The organism is Mesorhizobium sp. B2-4-2 (assembly GCF_006442845.1).
Classification (GTDB): domain Bacteria; phylum Pseudomonadota; class Alphaproteobacteria; order Rhizobiales; family Rhizobiaceae; genus Mesorhizobium.
Map to the genome: position 1 here is coordinate 418294 of NZ_VFVM01000002.1, position 16163 is coordinate 434456.

14 protein-coding genes and 1 pseudogene are annotated in these 16163 nt (G+C 63.5%); 4 read left to right on the forward strand and 11 right to left on the reverse strand.

Going from position 1 to position 16163, the window contains the following annotated elements; all coding sequences use genetic code 11:
• Positions 1-28 precede the first annotated feature (28 nt).
• Both vapB and FJ942_RS28770 read left to right on the forward strand, forming a co-directional pair.
• The gene (gene vapB, locus FJ942_RS05715; RefSeq protein ID WP_140561430.1) at positions 29-274 is read left to right on the forward strand and encodes a type II toxin-antitoxin system VapB family antitoxin; all 246 of its coding nucleotides are present in this window, start codon (positions 29-31) and stop codon (positions 272-274) included.
• Positions 271-654 (forward strand): annotated as a pseudogene (locus FJ942_RS28770) (type II toxin-antitoxin system VapC family toxin). Before vapB ends, FJ942_RS28770 begins: the two are co-directional and overlap by 4 nt.
• A 6-nt stretch (positions 655-660) precedes the next feature.
• Here the strand turns inward: FJ942_RS28770 and FJ942_RS05725 are convergent.
• The 6 genes from FJ942_RS05725 to FJ942_RS05750 form a co-directional block, all read right to left on the reverse strand.
• Positions 661-1608: a cation diffusion facilitator family transporter gene (locus FJ942_RS05725; RefSeq protein WP_140516968.1), complete on the reverse strand. Its 948-nt coding sequence runs from the start codon at positions 1606-1608 to the stop codon at positions 661-663.
• 5 nt (positions 1609-1613) lie between these two features.
• Entirely contained in the window at positions 1614-3803 is a 2190-nt protein-coding gene (locus tag FJ942_RS05730; protein WP_140516966.1) for an anthranilate synthase, read from the reverse strand.
• Between the two features lie 222 nt (positions 3804-4025).
• Positions 4026-5081, reverse strand: coding sequence for a succinylglutamate desuccinylase/aspartoacylase family protein (locus FJ942_RS05735; protein ID WP_140657054.1), 1056 nt, complete (start codon positions 5079-5081; stop codon positions 4026-4028).
• Positions 5082-5176: 95 nt separating this feature from the next.
• Positions 5177-6352: an MFS transporter gene (locus tag FJ942_RS05740; RefSeq protein ID WP_140879190.1), complete on the reverse strand. Its 1176-nt coding sequence runs from the start codon at positions 6350-6352 to the stop codon at positions 5177-5179.
• Between the two features lie 198 nt (positions 6353-6550).
• On the reverse strand, positions 6551-7927 hold the full coding sequence (locus tag FJ942_RS05745; RefSeq protein ID WP_140897334.1) for an FAD-containing oxidoreductase: 1377 nt from the start codon (positions 7925-7927) through the stop codon (positions 6551-6553).
• Positions 7924-8385, reverse strand: coding sequence for a DUF4126 domain-containing protein (locus FJ942_RS05750; protein WP_140516958.1), 462 nt, complete (start codon positions 8383-8385; stop codon positions 7924-7926). Before FJ942_RS05750 ends, FJ942_RS05745 begins: the two co-directional genes overlap by 4 nt.
• Before the next feature lie 133 nt (positions 8386-8518).
• Here FJ942_RS05750 and FJ942_RS05755 point away from each other — a divergent pair, with 133 nt between their 5' ends.
• On the forward strand, positions 8519-9076 hold the full coding sequence (locus FJ942_RS05755; RefSeq protein WP_140897335.1) for a sugar O-acetyltransferase: 558 nt from the start codon (positions 8519-8521) through the stop codon (positions 9074-9076).
• A 15-nt stretch (positions 9077-9091) separates the two neighbouring features.
• On the opposite strand, the gene FJ942_RS05760 is transcribed toward FJ942_RS05755, so the two are convergent.
• Positions 9092-10087 (reverse strand): helix-turn-helix domain-containing protein, encoded by a 996-nt coding sequence (locus FJ942_RS05760; protein WP_140897336.1) that lies wholly within the window; start codon positions 10085-10087, stop codon positions 9092-9094.
• A gap of 132 nt (positions 10088-10219) precedes the next feature.
• Between FJ942_RS05760 and FJ942_RS05765 the strand changes: the two genes are divergently transcribed.
• Entirely contained in the window at positions 10220-10864 is a 645-nt protein-coding gene (locus tag FJ942_RS05765) for a cysteine hydrolase family protein (protein WP_140631792.1), read from the forward strand.
• Between the two features lie 69 nt (positions 10865-10933).
• Here the strand turns inward: FJ942_RS05765 and FJ942_RS05770 are convergent, their stop codons facing one another.
• The 4 genes from FJ942_RS05770 to FJ942_RS05785 form a co-directional block, all read right to left on the reverse strand.
• Positions 10934-12613, reverse strand: coding sequence for a formate--tetrahydrofolate ligase (locus FJ942_RS05770; protein ID WP_140496069.1), 1680 nt, complete (start codon positions 12611-12613; stop codon positions 10934-10936).
• Between the two features lie 392 nt (positions 12614-13005).
• Positions 13006-14130, reverse strand: coding sequence for a DUF2333 family protein (locus FJ942_RS05775; protein ID WP_140496068.1), 1125 nt, complete (start codon positions 14128-14130; stop codon positions 13006-13008).
• A 105-nt stretch (positions 14131-14235) separates the two neighbouring features.
• Positions 14236-15537 carry a DUF6638 family protein gene (locus tag FJ942_RS05780; protein WP_140567122.1) on the reverse strand — a complete coding sequence of 434 codons (1302 nt, stop codon included), beginning with the start codon at positions 15535-15537 and terminating at the stop codon, positions 14236-14238.
• 109 nt (positions 15538-15646) lie between these two features.
• Positions 15647-16063, reverse strand: coding sequence for a DUF559 domain-containing protein (locus tag FJ942_RS05785; protein ID WP_140524926.1), 417 nt, complete (start codon positions 16061-16063; stop codon positions 15647-15649).
• Between the last annotated feature and the right edge of the window lie 100 nt (positions 16064-16163).

Genomic DNA, 16163 nt, shown 5'->3' on the forward strand with positions numbered 1-16163 from the left:
TTGCTATATCTCATTTGAGGATAGCACGATGGACAAAGCAAAAGTGTTCTGGTCAGGCAGGTCCCAAGCCGTGCGCCTGCCGAAGGAGTTCCGTTTCGACACAGAGGAGGTCTCGATACGCCGTCACGGGCAAACCGTCATCTTGGAACCGCTTGCGCAGGACTGGGCGTGGCTCGACCAAGTGATTGGACCGCTTGATAATGATTTCGCAGAGGCAGCGCTGGAACGTCAGGACGGGCAGGATCGAGCTGCCTTGGGCGACGTCTTCAAGTGATCTACCTGCTCGACACCAATGCCGTCATCGCGGTCATGAAGGGCGATGAGGGTCTGCTTGCCTGCTGAAACGGCATAGGCCGCAGGACTTTGCCGTCTCGCCTATCGTCGTGCACGAACTGTACTATGGTGCTGAAAAGAGCTAGCGACGGGTCGAAAATTTGGCGCGTATCGAGGCTCTGCAGTTTCCTGTGCTCGAATTCGATCGGGAAGACGCGAGACATGCCGGAGAAATTCGGGCAACGCTTGCCACATTGGGAACTCCAATTGGTCCCTACGATGCGTTGATTGGTGGGCAGGCGCGCGCGCGATCTTACGCTGATGACCCGCAATATCCAGGACTTCGAGCGGATCAAAGCTCTGTCAGTCGAGACGTGGTGAACTGCCTCACGCGAACGGCACCGCCGTCGTGCCCTTCGGCAGCTTGGCCTCATCATCGGGCTCGACATGGATGGTGACGCGCACGGAAGGGATTTCCGCCTGCAGCGCATCCTCGATGCGGTCGCAGATGACATGGCTGGCGCCGACCGACATGTCGGCATCGACGACGAGATGGAATTCGATGAAGGTGGCGCGGCCGGCGATGCGTGTCTTGAGGTCGTGCACTTCGAGCGCGCCTTTGCAATTGGCCGAAATGATGTCGCGGATGCGCATATGCTCCTGGGTGTCGACGGCGCGGTCCATCAGCCCGTTCATCGACGAGCCGATAACATGCCAGCCCTGCCAAAGAATGTTGAGCGCGACGATCACGGCCAGCGCCGGATCGAGGATCTGCCATCCGGTCAGCACCGCGCCGACAAGGCCGGCGAAGACGCCGACCGAGGTCACGACGTCGGTCATGATGTGTTGGCCGTCGGCGACCAGTGCCGGCGATCTTGCGTTGCGCCCTGTACGGATCAGCGCCCAGGCCCAGAAGGCGTTGATGACCGTCGCCACACCGTTGACGGCAAGCCCTTCCCAAGGCTGCTGGAGCGGGACGGGGTGGAGCCAGGATTGCCAGACCTCGTTCAGGATCAGGAGTGCCGCGACCACGATCAGCACGCCTTCCAGGACGGCCGAGAAATACTCGGCCTTGTGGTGGCCGAACGGATGGTCCTGGTCGGCAGGCTTGTAGCTGACCTGGATCGCCCAGAACGCGGCGGCCGAGGCGATGACGTTGACGATCGATTCCAGCGCGTCCGAATAGAGTGCGACGGAACCGGTGATGTACCAGGCGGCAAGCTTGAGTGCGAGCACCACACAAGCGACGACGATCGACCAGAAGGCAAGCCTTGCGACCTTGCGCCTGGTCGCGGCCTTCGCCGCGACCGCCGTCGTGTCCCGCGTTTCGACCATCGTCTCTAGGCGGCCTTGTCCTTGGCCTTGCGCGGCAGGTGGGCGACGATGTTCTCGATGATGCGCATGCCGGCATTGTGGCCGAGCGTCATGATCGATTCCGGATGGAATTGTACCGCGGCGATCGGCTCCTTGCGGTGCTCGAAGGCCATGATGACGCCGTCTTCGGTCTCGGCGGTGACCACGAAATCGTCGGGTAGCCGCACCGGATCGGCGAAGATCGAATGGTAACGGCCGACGGTGACTTCCTTGGGCAGACCGGAGAAGATGATGCCGGGCTTGGAGACGCGAATGCGCGACGGCTTGCCGTGCATCGGCACATGCAGCTGCCGCAATTCGCCGCCATAGGCCTCGGCCAGCGCCTGCAGGCCGAGGCAGACGCCGAAGATCGGCAGCTCGCGGGCGCGCGCTCGTCCGATGGTGGCGGCGCAGTCGAAATCCTTGGGCGTGCCGGGACCAGGCGACAGCACGACGAGATCCGGCTTCAGCCGGTCGAAAACTTCTTCCGGCACGGGGGTGCGCACGGTCGAGACATTGGCGCCGGTCTGACGGAAGTAATTGGCCAGCGTGTGGACGAAGCTGTCTTCATGGTCGACGAGCAGGATGTTGACGCCGTCGCCGACGCGCGCGGTGGTGCGCTCGGTGCTGGCGGCATTGCCCGTCTTGGCGTCGCGGATGGCGGAGAGCATGGCGGAGGCCTTCAGTTCGGTTTCGGCTTCTTCTTCCTCGGGAATGCTGTCGAACAGTAATGTGGCGCCAGCACGCACCTCGGCAATGCCGTCCTTGATGCGGATGGTGCGCAGTGTCAGGCCGGTGTTCATATCACCGTTGAAATTGACCATGCCGATGGCGCCGCCATACCAGGCGCGCGGGCTCTTCTCGTTCTGCTCGATGAAGCGCATGGCCCATAGTTTCGGCGCGCCGGTGACGGTCACCGCCCACGCGTGCGAGAGAAACGCGTCGAAGGCGTCCATGCCTTCGCGCAGCCTGCCCTCGATATGGTCAACCGTATGGATAAGCCGCGAATACATCTCGATCTGGCGGCGGCCGATGACGCGCACCGAACCCGGCTCGCAGACGCGCGACTTGTCGTTGCGGTCGACATCCGAGCACATTGTGAGCTCGGATTCATCCTTCTTGGAATTGAGCAGCTTCAGGATTTGCTCTGAGTCGGAAATGGCGTCGTCGCCACGCTTGATCGTGCCCGAGATCGGGCAGGTCTCGACACGGCGGCCGTTGACGCGCACGAACATTTCGGGCGAAGCGCCGATCAGGTATTCGCCTTCACCCAGATTAATGAAGAAGGAATAGGGCGAGGGGTTGATTGACTTCAGCTTGCGCGAAATCTCGGAGGGTTGGGTCTCGCAGCGTTCGTAGAACATCTGCCCGGGTACGACCTCGAACAGGTCACCGCGCTTGAAGCTGTCCATCGCGCGGCGCACAAGATTGGCGTATTCGCCGGGTTCATGGTCGCCGCGCGGCGGGATACGGTCGGCGGTCTTGAACGGCTCGGCGATCTCGTCGCGCGGCAGGCCTTCGGTCGAAAAACCCTTGCCGGCGTAGTCATATCGATCGGTCCAGGCCTTGGCCGAATAATGATCGACGACCAGGATCTCGTCGGGCAGGAACAGCACGAGATCGCGCTGGCTTGGCTTGCGTTCGAGCTTGTAGTCGACCGGATCGAACTGGAAGGCGAGGTCGTAGCCGAAGGCGCCGTAAAGGCCGAGATTGGCGTCTTCGGCGGTCTTGAACAAGGCGGTGATGGCGCGCAGAACCGTGAAGACGGAAGGAACGCGGCTGCGTTCTTCTTCGGTGAAGACGCGGCCCGGCTTGGCGACGTCGAGGCGGATCAGCTTTTTCGACGCCTCGGCGATCGTGATCTCGGCGATATCGCCGAGCGTCTTGACGATGACCGGCAGAAGCACCTCGCCCCGCCGGTTCAGCGCCTCGATGCGGATGGACCGGCCACGCGCCGAGATCACCAAAGGCGGGTCGATGATGGCGGTGTCCCAACGCGTATAGCGGCCGGGATATTCATAGTTCGAAGAGAACACCGCGCCCCGGCGCGCATTCAGCCCGTCGACATAGGCGTCGATGGCGCCTTCATAGGGCCGGTCGTGGCGCTCGCGGGTGATGGTGATGCCACCCCCGGTCACAAAACTCTCTGCGCCGTTGTCCAGAACCTTCATCGTCATTGCCGTCTCCATCAGCTTCTTGGGCAACGGACCCGGGAATGGCTTGGAAAAAACAAATGGCCGCCCGGACATTCCGCTGCGGCCACCCTCTCTTTTCACGCGCACGCGTTCGAACAGGCCGCTGTCAGCAGGCCCACCACCAAACGGTCTTGATCGAACGCATGTTCATGGCGATTCCCATAGCGGCGATTGAGCGACCGCGCAACTGGATTCGGTGGAGGCTCAATCTTCCAGTGTGCCGGACCTTGCGTCGGCGCTCTTCCTGTCGCCCACCAGTTTCAACAGATCCTCGCCGGCGCGGATGATACGGCGCGAGCGCCGGGTCAGGACGATGCCGGCCTGCGGCGCGAACACCTCGGTGCGGCCATCGGCTTCGCCCGGTGCGTGGACGATGACGGCAAGCCGCGTATCCTTGGCCACGCGGTCGCCGGGCTCCACGTCGTAAAGCACGGCACCTGCCCGGGGCGCCGGCATCATGTCGATGTTTTCGAGCGGTGCGACAACCCCGGTGAAGGCACCGGGTGAGGGCAGGGCCGGGTCGGCGACCACGCCGCGCGCCACCAGCAGCCGGTAGAGCCCCGCGGCGTCCGACGCCGCGAACGCGCCATCGACATCGAGGATGCCGCGATATTCGACCGTCGTGACGACGCGCCGGCCGAGCTTCGCCACATCGGCGGGAACGTTCTGATAGGGCATGATCGAGGCGCCCTCGAAAGTGCCGTCCGTGTCTTCACTCCACAGCACCACCGCCTCGACGCCCATGGCGGCGGCGCAGTCGGCCATTGCCGGCCACAGGCTGGTGTGGACATACAGGTAGGAAAGACCCTCGTCGTCGCAATGCAGGTCGAGCACGATGTCGTGGCCGAGTGAAAGCTGCACCAGTCTCGTCTTCAGCCGCTGGTCGGGCGTGCCGTGCGCGGTGTCGGGCAGGAGTGCCGTGTCGGGCGCGGCGAGCAGCGGAAAACCGCGGTTGAAGTTGGTGCGCGTGCCCAGATGAAAACGGCCCTGATGTTCGCCGAAATGATACTGGGCGCGGCCGATCGGATTGGCCCAGGGCACGATGGTGATGTCGCCCTTGATGCGCCCCTCCGCCTCGGCCCTGGCCAGCATCGGCATCAGTGCATCAATGGCGACGACTCCGGGCAGTTCGCCGGCATGGAGTGCTGCCTGCAGATAGGCCGAAGGCGCGGATTTGTCGGTTCCAGCGAAGCGAAACAGCGGGAATTCATAGGAAACGCCCTCGCTGTCGCCGGCTATGCGTTCGATCGATTTCTGCATGGTCTTTTCTCCGTCGAGAGGCGAGAAGGACATGCCTCTTCGATCGTGCGCTTGTCGATTGGTCCAGGCTGTCGCGCTATGGGCGCAAGCAGCTACTACGCGGCAGGCTGAAGAGCGACGGCCGGAGCGCGCCGGTCCAGTGCCTGCGAGGCAACGGCCACGGCGACCGCCAGCAGAGCGAGTGCCGCGCCCACCAGCGGCAGGTTGGCATAGGAAACGCCCCAGGAGAGCGCCACGCCGCCGATCCAGGCGCCGCTGGCGTTGCCGACATTGAAGGCGCCCTGGTTCAGCGTGGCGGCAAGGTTCGGTCCCTCGGAAGCGGCTTCCACGACACGGATCTGCAACGGCGGCACGACGACGAAGACGAGCATGCCCCACAGGAAGACGATGCCTATGGCGACACTGGCGATAGCGCCGAACTGCATGAAGCCGACAAACAGGACCGCCAGCAGCAGCAGCGTGCCGATGACCGTCGGCATCAGCTTCCAGTCGGCCAGCCGGCCGCCGATGATGTTGCCGATGGTCATGCCGGCGCCGAACAGCAAGAGCACCCAGGTGACCGCTGAAGTCGAGAGGCCGGACACGTCGGTGAGATAGGGTTTGATGTAGGTGAAGACGGCAAACAGGCTGGCTGAGGCGAGCGCCGCGATCAGCATGGCCAGCCACACCTGCAGCTTGCCGAGCACGCGCAATTCGCCGCGCAAGCCGTCGCCGCTTGGTTCAGTGACATCCGGCGGCACTAGCCAAGCGATCGCCGCGACCGAGATCAGCCCGATGCCGACCACCGCCAGGAAGGTGGCGCGCCAGCCGAAGGCTTCGCCAAGCGCCGTTCCGGCGGGAACGCCGAGGATGTTAGCCAGCGTCAGGCCGGCGAACATCAGCGCGATGGCGCTGGCACGCTTGTTGCGGGGCACCAGGCTGGCGGCGACGACCGAACCGATGCCGAAGAAGGCGCCGTGGCCGAAGGCGGTGAAGACGCGCGCGCCCATCAGCATCCAGTAATTGGGCGCGATGGCGCAGAGCAGGTTGCCGACGACGAACAGTGCGGCCAGTCCGACCAGCACCGGCTTGCGCGGCAGATGCGCGGTGGCCATCGCCACGATTGGCGCGCCGAAGACCACGCCCAGCGCATAGCCCGTGACCAGCAGCCCGGCCGCGGGAATGGTCACGCTAAGGTCGGCGGCGACCTCCGGCAGCAGACCCATGATGACGAATTCGGTGGTGCCGATGCAGAAGGACGCAATGGCAAGCGCAAGGATCGGCAAAGGCATGGGAGGTCCAGACTGAATCGGTTCAAATGGAAACTGCGCGAGCGCCCCATGGCGCACAAGCGCCATTGCAGCAATGCAGCAATGCAGAAAGCGGAGAGCAAAGAGGCACTGGCAGCGGTGCTTGTGCCGTGCCCTGCCGGGCTAGACGACCCTGACCGAACCCGGCCGAGCGGCCGAACCGACCGGCTGAGCCGGAGTTCAGACCAGCGGCTTCAACTCCTGGGCGATGGTAGGCAGCAGTTCCGAGACATTGGGGTGGATGTGCATGGCGCGCGCCAGCGTGTCCACAGGTGCCTTGGCATACATCAGATCAAGCACGCAATGCACGGCTTCATCGCCGCCGGGGCCAAGCACGCAGCAGCCGAGGATTTCCCTTGTGTCGGCGTCGACGAGGATCTTCATGAAGCCTTGCGTCTCGCCTTTCTCGATGGCACGGCCGACACGGGTCATCGGCCGCTGGCCGACCAGCGCGCGGCGTCCCGACTTCTTCACCGACGCCTCGGTCATGCCGCAGCGGCCGAGCGGCGGATCGATGTACAGAGCGTAGGCCTCGATGCGGTCGGTGACCTTGCGCGGATCATTGTCGAGCAAATTGGCCGCAACGATCTCGTAATCGTTGTAGGACGTGTGGGTGAAGGCGCCCTTGCCATTGCAGTCGCCCATCGCCCAGATGCCGGGCACGCTGGTGCGCAACTGGTCGTCGACGGTGATGAAGCCGCGTTTGTCGACCTCGATGCCGGCCTGGTCGAGGCCGAGATCGTCGGTATTGGGCGTTCGCCCCAGAGCCAGGAGCACATGCGAGCCGGCGGCCGGCGGCTTGCCGGCGGAGAAGGCAACAGCAATATCCTCGCCCTGCCTGGCGAAGCTTATGGCGTCGGCGCCGAGATGGACCGCGATGCCTTCGTTTTCGAGGATCAACAGGATGGCGTCGGACACATCCTCGTCTTCGCGGCCGATCAGCCGCGAGCCCTTTTCGACAATCGTGACCTCCGCGCCGAAGCGGCGGAACATCTGCGCGAATTCGAGCGAGATGTAGCTGCCGCCGACCACCACGAGGTGGCGCGGCAACACGTCGAGGTCCATCATCGAAGAGTTGGTGAGAAAGTCGATGTCGTGAATGCCGGGCAGATCCGGTACCGATGCGCGGCCGCCGGTGTTGAGAAAGATCTTGCCGGCGGTCAGGAGATCATCGCCGACGCGCACCGTGTTGGCGGATTCGAAACGCGCATGGCCGCGATAGAGCGTGCATTTATCCATGTCGGCGATCCAGGTTTCCAGATTGCCGCGGGCGTCGTTCGACACCTTGTCCTTGCGCGCCTTGACCCTGGCATAGTCGACGCCGACCGGGCCGGAGAGGGTCACGCCATAGTCCGCGGCGCGCCGCGCCAGATGCGCGGCATAGGCGCTGGCGACCATGGCCTTGGTCGGCATGCAGCCGGTGTTGACGCAGGTGCCGCCGACCAGCTTGCGCTCGATCAGCGCCACGCTCATGCCGGCCGCGGTCAGCCGGCCGGCCAGCGAAGGGCCGGCCTGGCCGGCACCGATGACGATGGCATCGAAGGTTTTCGCCGTCATGCCACCGCCGCCACGATCAAGAGGCCGCCGACGATTGCGACCGCATCCTCAATGAAGGCCGCGGGCTGGTCCTTGCCGAAGGCGGCCGCCAGCCGGCCGCGCGCCTCCGCGCCGCCGAGCGTGCCGATGACGGCCCCTATGGCGCCGGCGATCAGGCAGACGATGGTGGCGCCGCCAGTGGCGCCGATCACGGCGCCGCTGAAGGCGCCGAGCAGGATGCGGGCGCCGAATTGCTGCGGCACCTTGCGGCTCGGCGTCGACGGCAACTGATCGGTGACCAGCTCGACGATGGCCAGGATAGTGAAAATGCCGACAGCGGCCCAGTGGCTCATGAAGCTTGCCCAGGTGCCGGCAACCGGCAGCCAGCCGAGCCAGGCGCCCCAGGCGACGGCGGCCGGCGCGGTCATGGCGCGCAGGCCGGCAATGACCCCGATCAGAAGTGCAAGAATGTAAAGCATGTTGATCCCCCTCGATCCCGGGCCGGGATAGCCCTGAAAAGGCAGGCTACCATAGGTCCGGTATTTGGCCAGTACTTGCATAGGCGCTCTCTTACGCCGCAACGGTGCGTGGCAATGATGACGGAGGCACCGCATGGCTGAGAGCGAACGCGCAAAAATGGCGGCGGGCGAGTGGTATACGTGCATGGATGACGAACTGGAGGCGCTGCGCGGCGTGGCTGCGGGCGCCGTATTCGAGCACAATTCGCTTGCGCCCCGTCAGCGCGGCAACATCGGGCCTGCCTTGCAGGATCTGCTCGGCGGCGCGGGCGAGGGCGCCCGCATCGAGGCGCCGTTCCACTGTGCCTATGGCTTCAACATCTTTCTCGGGGACGGCGTCTTTCTCAATGCCGGCTGCATCATTCTCGACACGGCAAGCGTGCGCATCGGCAAGGGAACGCTGCTCGGCCCCAATGTGCAGATCTATTGCGCCGAGCATCACAGGGAGGCCGCGGGGCGACAAGCCGGGCTGGAAATCGCCAGGCGGGTCGAGATCGGTGCCGATGCCTGGATCGGCGGCAGTGCCGTCATCCTCGGCGGGATCAGCATCGGCGAGGGCGCCATCGTCGGCGCCGGCGCCGTGGTGACGCGCGACGTGCCCGCGAACATGACGGTGGTCGGCAATCCGGCGCTGGCGGTCAAACGCGGTTGAGTGCTCGGCGGGCGCTCAGTGCGAAAGCGCGTGCGGCGACCGGTCACCTTGGTCGGCCCGCCTGGAAAATTCACGCCGGTATTGCGCCGGTGAGGTCCTGAGACGCGCCGAAAAATGCTGGCGCAGCGAGGTGGCGCTGCCGAAGCCGGCCTCGAAGGCCACGACGTCCATCGATTTTTCCGTCGCCTCGAGCAGACGCTGCGCCAGTTCAAGCCGTTGCTCGATCAGCCAATCGCCGAAACTGGTGCCGATCGATTTCTGGAAGCGGCGGGTGAAGGTGCGCCGGGTCAGGCCGGCGGCTTCGGCGACGCGGTCCAGGCTGTGCGCTTCGCCGAGTGTCGCGCGCACGGTGTCGAGTGCTTGTGTGAACCTGTCGGTATCGGCGCTCCTCGCCAGCGGACGCTCGATGAACTGCGCCTGTCCGCCTTGCCGGTGCGGGGAGAGCACGATCTGCCGCGCGAGCCGCAGTGCTGCCTCGGCGCCGTAGCGGGCGCGAACGATATGGAGGCAGCAGTCGAGCCCGGCCGCGACGCCGGCCGACGTCACCACGTCGCCATTGTCGACATAGAGCACCTCGGCATCCACCGCGATGTCGGGATGAAGCTTCTGAAGCCGCTCGGCATAGGCCCAATGCGTGGCCGCACGCCGACCGCCAAGCAGTCCGGCAGCAGCGACTGCGAATGTTCCCAGGCAAAGGCCGACGATCAGGGCACCATTGCGGTGGGCCCGCCGCAATGCTTGGCTCAGCGGTTCCGGCAGCGGATCTTCGAGATCCCGCCAGCTCGGCACGATGATGATGTCGGCGCCATCGAGGCCCTCTAGCCCATGGGGCGCGGCGACGCTCAGCCCGGCCTCGGTGTGGACGGGACCGGCCTCGATCGCGCAGATGCGGAAGTCGAAGCGCGGCAGGCCGAACGATGTGCGATCTTCGCCGAACACCAGGCAAGGCACGGAGAGATGGAACGGGCTGATGCCGTCGAAGGCGAGGACGGCGACGATCTGGTGGGTCATGTCTTCCGGGGATTTCTGCGCGGGGTTATGCGGATTGTCCCAATTCTTTCGAATGATGTCAATCGGGCCACTTTCGCCCGATGGTGGCGGACCTATGCTCGGGCATCACATCAAGCCTGAAAGGAATGCATCATGTCCGAACCAGCCAGCAAGACGCCGCGCCGCGCGCTCGTCGTCGTGGACGTCCAGAATGACTATGACGGCGGCAATCTCGCCATCCAGCATCCGCCGTTCCGCGACAGCGTCGTCAACGTGGCGCGCGCCATGGACGCGGCAGCCGCGGCCGGCATCAAGGTGGTGGTCGTCAAGCAGATGGCGCCGGAGACGTCGCCAATCTTCGCCAAGGGCAGCCATGGCGCGGAATTGCATCCCGAGATATCGAGGCGGCCACGCGACCACTATGTCGAGAAGACGCTGCCTTCCGCCTTCACCGGCACCGATCTCGAAGAGTGGCTGCGCGCCAACGCTGTCGAGACGATCGTGGTGGTCGGCTACATGACGCATAATTGCGACCTGTCGACCATCATCCATGCCGTGCATATGGGCTTTGCCGTCGAGTTCCTGTCCGACGCGACCGGCTCGGTGCCTTACGCCAACAGCGCCGGCTATGCCTCGGCCGAGGAGATCCACCGCGTGGTGACAATCATCCTGCAGTCGCGCTTCGCCGCCGTGCTCAAGACCGCCGAATGGATCGAGTGCCTGAAGACCGGCACCTTGCCGGAACGCGACACGATCTTCGGCTCCAACCAGCGGGCGCTGGCTCGCAACGCTGCGTAGTCGTCTGCGGAAATACAAAGGGCGTCGCATCGCTGCGGCGCCCTTTGCACTTTTTGGAATTGAGGATTTCTAGAACAGACCTTCGATCTGGCCGGCTTCGTTGAGGAAGATCTTTTCCGACGACGGCGCCCTGGGCAGGCCGGGCATGGTCATGACCTCGCCGCAGATGATGACGACGAAGCCGGCACCCGCCGAAAGCCTGACCTCGCGCACCGGTACGGTGTGACCGGTCGGCGCGCCGCGCAGGTTCGGGTCGGTCGAGAAGGAATACTGCGTCTTGGCCATGCAGACCGGCAAGTGGCCGTAGCCGGCCTGCTCCCAGGCGTGCAACTGGTCGCGCACCGACTTGTCGGCGATCGCTTCCGAGCCGCGATAGATGCGCTGGACAATGGTGTTGATCTTCTCGAACAGCGGCATGGCGTCGGGATAGAGCGGCGCGAACTGCGAGGCACCGGATTCGGCCAGCGCCACCACTTTCTTGGCGAGATCCTCGATGCCGGCCGAGCCGTTGGCCCAGTGCTTGCACAGGATCGCCTCTTCGCCCATCGAGGCGACATAATCCTTCATCGCCTGGATTTCGCCATCCGTGTCGGAGTAGAAGTGGTTGATGGCGACTACCGCCGGCACGCCGAACTGCCTGATGTTCTCGATGTGGCGGCCGAGATTGGCGCAGCCCTTCTTCACCGCCTCGATGTTTTCCTTGCCGAGGTCTTCCTTCTTGACGCCGCCATTCATTTTCATGGCGCGTACGGTGGCGACGATGACCGCCGCCGCCGGCTTCAGCCCGGCCTTGCGGCACTTGATGTCGAAGAATTTTTCCGCGCCGAGGTCGGCGCCGAAGCCGGCTTCCGTGACGACGTAGTCGGCAAGCTTGAGCGCCGTCGTGGTGGCGACCACCGAGTTGCAGCCATGCGCGATGTTGGCGAACGGGCCGCCATGCACGAAGGCCGGATTGTTCTCCAGCGTCTGCACCAGATTCGGCTGCATGGCGTCCTTGAGCAGCACGGCCATGGCGCCGTCGGCCTTGAGGTCGCGGGCATAGACCGGCGACTTGTCGCGGCGATAGGCGACGATGATGTCGCCCAGGCGCTTCTCCAGGTCCTTCAGGTCGGTGGCGAGGCACAGGATGGCCATGACCTCCGAGGCGACGGTGATGTCGAACCCGGCCTCGCGCGGATAGCCGTTGGCGACGCCGCCGAGCGAGCAGATGATCTCGCGCAGCGCCCGGTCGTTCATGTCCATGACGCGACGCCAGGCGACGCGGCGGGTGTCGATGCCGAGCTCATTGCCCCAGTAGATGTGGTTGTCGATCAACGCCGACAGAAGGTTGTGCGCCGTGGTGATGGCATGAAAGTCGCCGGTGAAATGGAGGTTCATGTCCTCCATCGGCACGACCTGCGCGTAGCCGCCGCCGGCCGCACCGCCCTTGACGCCGAAATTCGGACCGAGCGAGGCTTCGCGAATGCAGATGATCGCTTTCTTGCCGATGCGGTTCAGGCCGTCGCCGAGGCCGACGGTGGTGGTCGTCTTGCCTTCGCCGGCCGGGGTCGGGTTGATGGCGGTGACCAGGATCAGCTTGCCGTCCTTATTGCCCTTCACCGATTTGATGAATTCGGCGGAGACCTTCGCCTTGTCATGGCCATAGGGCAAAAGGTGTTCGGTCGGGATGCCGATCTTGGCGCCGATCTCCTGGATCTGTTTTTTCTTCGCACCGCGGGCGATCTCGATGTCGGACTTCACTTCTGCCATGACGGCTTTCCTCTGGATTGGACGGTGGAGGGGACGGGTTGATCACTGGTGCATGTTCGATACGCCGCGCGGGCAAGGGCATGTTCTAGCCCTCTCGCTGCCGTGGCGTCAACTTTCATGCAACTATGTTTCCTATGAAGAAAATTCCTCTGCGGCGGGCCGACCTGCCTCCGGTTCTTTCTGGCTCCGCTTGCCGCGCCGTATAGAAGCCAGAGCGGTGACGCGTCCGCCGTCTCAAAACAGCCGCGCAATGCACGGAATGCGACAGACACGGCGGCGCAAATCCGCCATCGCCGGCCTAAAGCGCATCGCGCTTCAGGCATTTGTTTCCATGCATATCGTTCTTCCCAGGCCGGACCACTTTTGGGTGACATGCATTGGGCCGACCAGCCCTACTGCGTCAGCACGTTGCTGATTTCGACCATGTTGGAACGCACCCTGAGCACATAGAAACCCATGGTCGTCAGATGCGTGGGCAGCAGCCAGCCGTCCTCGCGGCCATTGGCGATGATGAAGGGCTGGATGCGCAGCGCCGAGACGAACTGCGCGTCCATCGTATCCCACAGGCTCTGCAGGTGCTTTTCCTTGATGACGTCCTCGAAGTCGGCCTGCGCGCCCTTCATCAGTCCGTAATAGGCGTAGAGCTGGCCATAGGCGAACCAGTAGCGGTCGTCGGCGCGGAAATCGAACCAGCCATTGTTATGGTTTTCGGCACGCTCCTTGAGGATGGCCGAGGTCGAGCCGATATCGCTGGCGATACGGTCGATATATTGCTTCAGATTGTCGGCACGGGCATCGAAGGTGGCCTGGCAGGTGGCGAGACGGGCGTTGAAGGAGCGCAGCTTGCGCACGGCGTCGCGATAATAGCTCGGGGTCGGCGTCTTCGGGCCGAACGGGCTTACACCGAAATACCAGGTGTACTCGTCGAACTGCAGATTGCCGCGCGCATCCTGCAGGTCGGCGTCGATCTGCGATGTCGTGCGCACACGGCCGAGATTGTCGGCGAGCTCGGTCGCGGTGCGGCGCACCGCCTGGTTGATGCCGCGCTGGAATGAGGCCTTGTTGTCCATCCACGGCGTGTTGTCCCAGCTGATGCCGAACAGGCCGAGCTTGTAGAGGATCATCGACGAGATCCAGGCATTCTGGTTAACGTTGAAGTCGGTCAAATCGGCGGCAATCTGGGCGATGCCGGAGTTGCCGCAGGTCCTGGCAGTGTCGGCACCGGCACCGGCGGCTACCTGTTCGCCCGCCGAGATGTTGCGCTTCTCGAACGTGTAGGTGTCGGGATAGCTCGGGTTGAAATTGTTCCACCACTGGGTGGCGTAGAAGAAATTGGCATAGAGGCCGAGCAGCACGAGCAAGGCGAGGCCGACCAGGGCCTTGAGGATCCAACCGCGCTGCGTATACCAGCGCCCGGCCCAGATGAACGGCCACAAGATGACGCCGATCAGGAGCCCGATGCCGCGGCCGATCCATTGGAAAATCCTGACGAAGAAGTTCACGATCGGATCGAGCATGGCTGTGTCACCCCTCAAAGCACGATGCCAAAAAGCTACAGACTTTTCTGGATAACATCATGCGCCAATACAACAAGTTAGAACGAAATGACGGCCGGTTTCGTTCTAGTCAGTCAGGCCGTAAAGGCGCGTGCGGAACGCCACCTTGTCCTTCAGATATGTGGTTTTCAGAATGTCCACAACATGCGATCGCCAGGCGTCGCTGAAGCCCTCATAGTCCTTGTAGAAGCCCTGCTTGTTGAAGACGTAGCGCGAGACGAAGTCCGACGGCACGAAATCCGAGATCAGCCGGTTGGTCAGCCAGGCGTCGGGATGGTCGGGCTTGGCGCGGACCACCAGGAAGCGCTGCTGCGGGAACACATCCTCGATCTTGAGATGGCCGAGCTGGGCAATCTCGCGCTTGGCGGCGTTGAGGAAGGGGAAATTGCCGTCCCTGGTGATCAGGTCGGCATGACCCTGGATCCAGGTCTGCAGCCAGACCTTGTCGACGTCGGTCAGATTGCGATCCGGCTCGGCGTCGCGGATCAGCGCGCGCACCACCATCTCGGCGCGGTGCTCGAGATAGCCCGAGGCTTCGATCCAGGAGGCGCGCGGCAGTTCGATGCGGCCGGTGGCGGCGAGGAACTTGAACACCTTGTCGGCGTCCTTGATCGAGAGATAGCTTACCTGCCACGGCCGCGAGCGGCGGAACCCGGGGGCCGCCGGATCGCTGATGACGGTCGTCATGTCGGGGTCGACGAACACGTAGAGCCCGCCGAAATGGCTGGTCCAGTAGGCGTTGTGGCGGAAGATTACCTGGTCGGGCACCAGCGCGTTCTCGCGGATGTCGCCGCAGATCTTGGCCAGTTCCACCATGCGGGTGAGCATGGCGTTGTCGCGCCAGGCGTCAGGCTCCTGTTTCAGGCGGTCGACGAGCTTGCCGAGCTCCGCGGCCTTGCCCAGCACATCTTCGGCCGACAGCACCTTGAATTCGACTTGGTTGATCGACAGCAGATCCTCGATATCGTTGACCTTGGGAATGGAATCCTCGATCTCGCCGTAGATGACATCCTTGATGGTCAGCGCGTCTATGGCGCGCTGATTCCTGGACATGAACTCGAACATCAGCTGCGAGGTGTTGGAGAAGGCGGTGTGCACCACCGGCAGGTCGATCTGCGACGGCGTCAGGATGATGAAGCGGCGGTTGACCTCATTGGGATCGAGGTAGCCGTAGTTGCCGCATTCCTCCGCCACTTCCGGCGAAAAACCGGTGCGGTCGATCTGGAAGCTCTTCAGCTTGGTGGGCTCGAGGCCAAAGGCGGCAAGCGCCTTGTTGTAGCGCTCGATGAGATGCGGCTCGTCGACGACGAGCAGCCGGCCGTAAATGAGCTCGTTGTCGCGCAGGAGATCGGGTTTGCGGGCGTTCATGTCGAAGAGCCCAAGAGGCTTTGCTTGGTAAGGCGAAGCGCCAACGCTGACGCCCCCCTCTCCCCGTCCTTCACGGGGAGAGGGTAAGGGTGAGGGGCGGCGCTGACGGTCAAGGACATGTCTCCCCATAGCCTTTGGCGGCGATAAATCGAAGATTGTTCGTCTCGATATGGCGATCGAGGCGCCGTTCGATAGCCGCCAATATAGTCTCGAGCACCGCGTCTCGTTCCTTTAATACGTCCGCGTTCCAAAAGCGGAGTACAGACCAATCATTTGAAACCATGAATTGGTCACGGACCCGATCATATTTGTTGTCAGCGTGTTGACTGCCGTCCACTTCGACAACCAGCTGGCATTCTCTGCAGGCAAAATCAGCAAAGTAGCTGCCTATCGGAAACTGTCGCACGAATTTGTACCCGTTCAGTCTGCGGTCGCGCAATTCCATCCAAAGCGCATCTTCGGCGTCATTGTCCGACTGACCCAATCGTCTTGCTCGCTTGGTCGTCTCGATTAATGGTCCACGCATGCGCTGCCCCTCACCCTTACCCTCTCCCCGTGAAGGACGGGGAGAGGGGGGGCGTCAGCGCTAGCGCCAAACCTTTCAGCACCTGCTGGCTTCGAAGGAA

Coding starts and splice junctions, on each gene's coding strand:
- vapB (WP_140561430.1), top strand. CDS start 29: ATGGACAAAGCAAAAGTGTTCTGGTCAGGCAGGTCCCAAGCCGTGCGC.
- FJ942_RS05725 (WP_140516968.1), bottom strand. CDS start 1,608: ATGGTCGAAACGCGGGACACGACGGCGGTCGCGGCGAAGGCCGCGACC.
- FJ942_RS05730 (WP_140516966.1), bottom strand. CDS start 3,803: ATGACGATGAAGGTTCTGGACAACGGCGCAGAGAGTTTTGTGACCGGG.
- FJ942_RS05735 (WP_140657054.1), bottom strand. CDS start 5,081: ATGCAGAAATCGATCGAACGCATAGCCGGCGACAGCGAGGGCGTTTCC.
- FJ942_RS05740 (WP_140879190.1), bottom strand. CDS start 6,352: ATGCCTTTGCCGATCCTTGCGCTTGCCATTGCGTCCTTCTGCATCGGC.
- FJ942_RS05745 (WP_140897334.1), bottom strand. CDS start 7,927: ATGACGGCGAAAACCTTCGATGCCATCGTCATCGGTGCCGGCCAGGCC.
- FJ942_RS05750 (WP_140516958.1), bottom strand. CDS start 8,385: ATGCTTTACATTCTTGCACTTCTGATCGGGGTCATTGCCGGCCTGCGC.
- FJ942_RS05755 (WP_140897335.1), top strand. CDS start 8,519: ATGGCTGAGAGCGAACGCGCAAAAATGGCGGCGGGCGAGTGGTATACG.
- FJ942_RS05760 (WP_140897336.1), bottom strand. CDS start 10,087: ATGACCCACCAGATCGTCGCCGTCCTCGCCTTCGACGGCATCAGCCCG.
- FJ942_RS05765 (WP_140631792.1), top strand. CDS start 10,220: ATGTCCGAACCAGCCAGCAAGACGCCGCGCCGCGCGCTCGTCGTCGTG.
- FJ942_RS05770 (WP_140496069.1), bottom strand. CDS start 12,613: ATGGCAGAAGTGAAGTCCGACATCGAGATCGCCCGCGGTGCGAAGAAA.
- FJ942_RS05775 (WP_140496068.1), bottom strand. CDS start 14,130: ATGCTCGATCCGATCGTGAACTTCTTCGTCAGGATTTTCCAATGGATC.
- FJ942_RS05780 (WP_140567122.1), bottom strand. CDS start 15,537: ATGAACGCCCGCAAACCCGATCTCCTGCGCGACAACGAGCTCATTTAC.
- FJ942_RS05785 (WP_140524926.1), bottom strand. CDS start 16,063: ATGCGTGGACCATTAATCGAGACGACCAAGCGAGCAAGACGATTGGGT.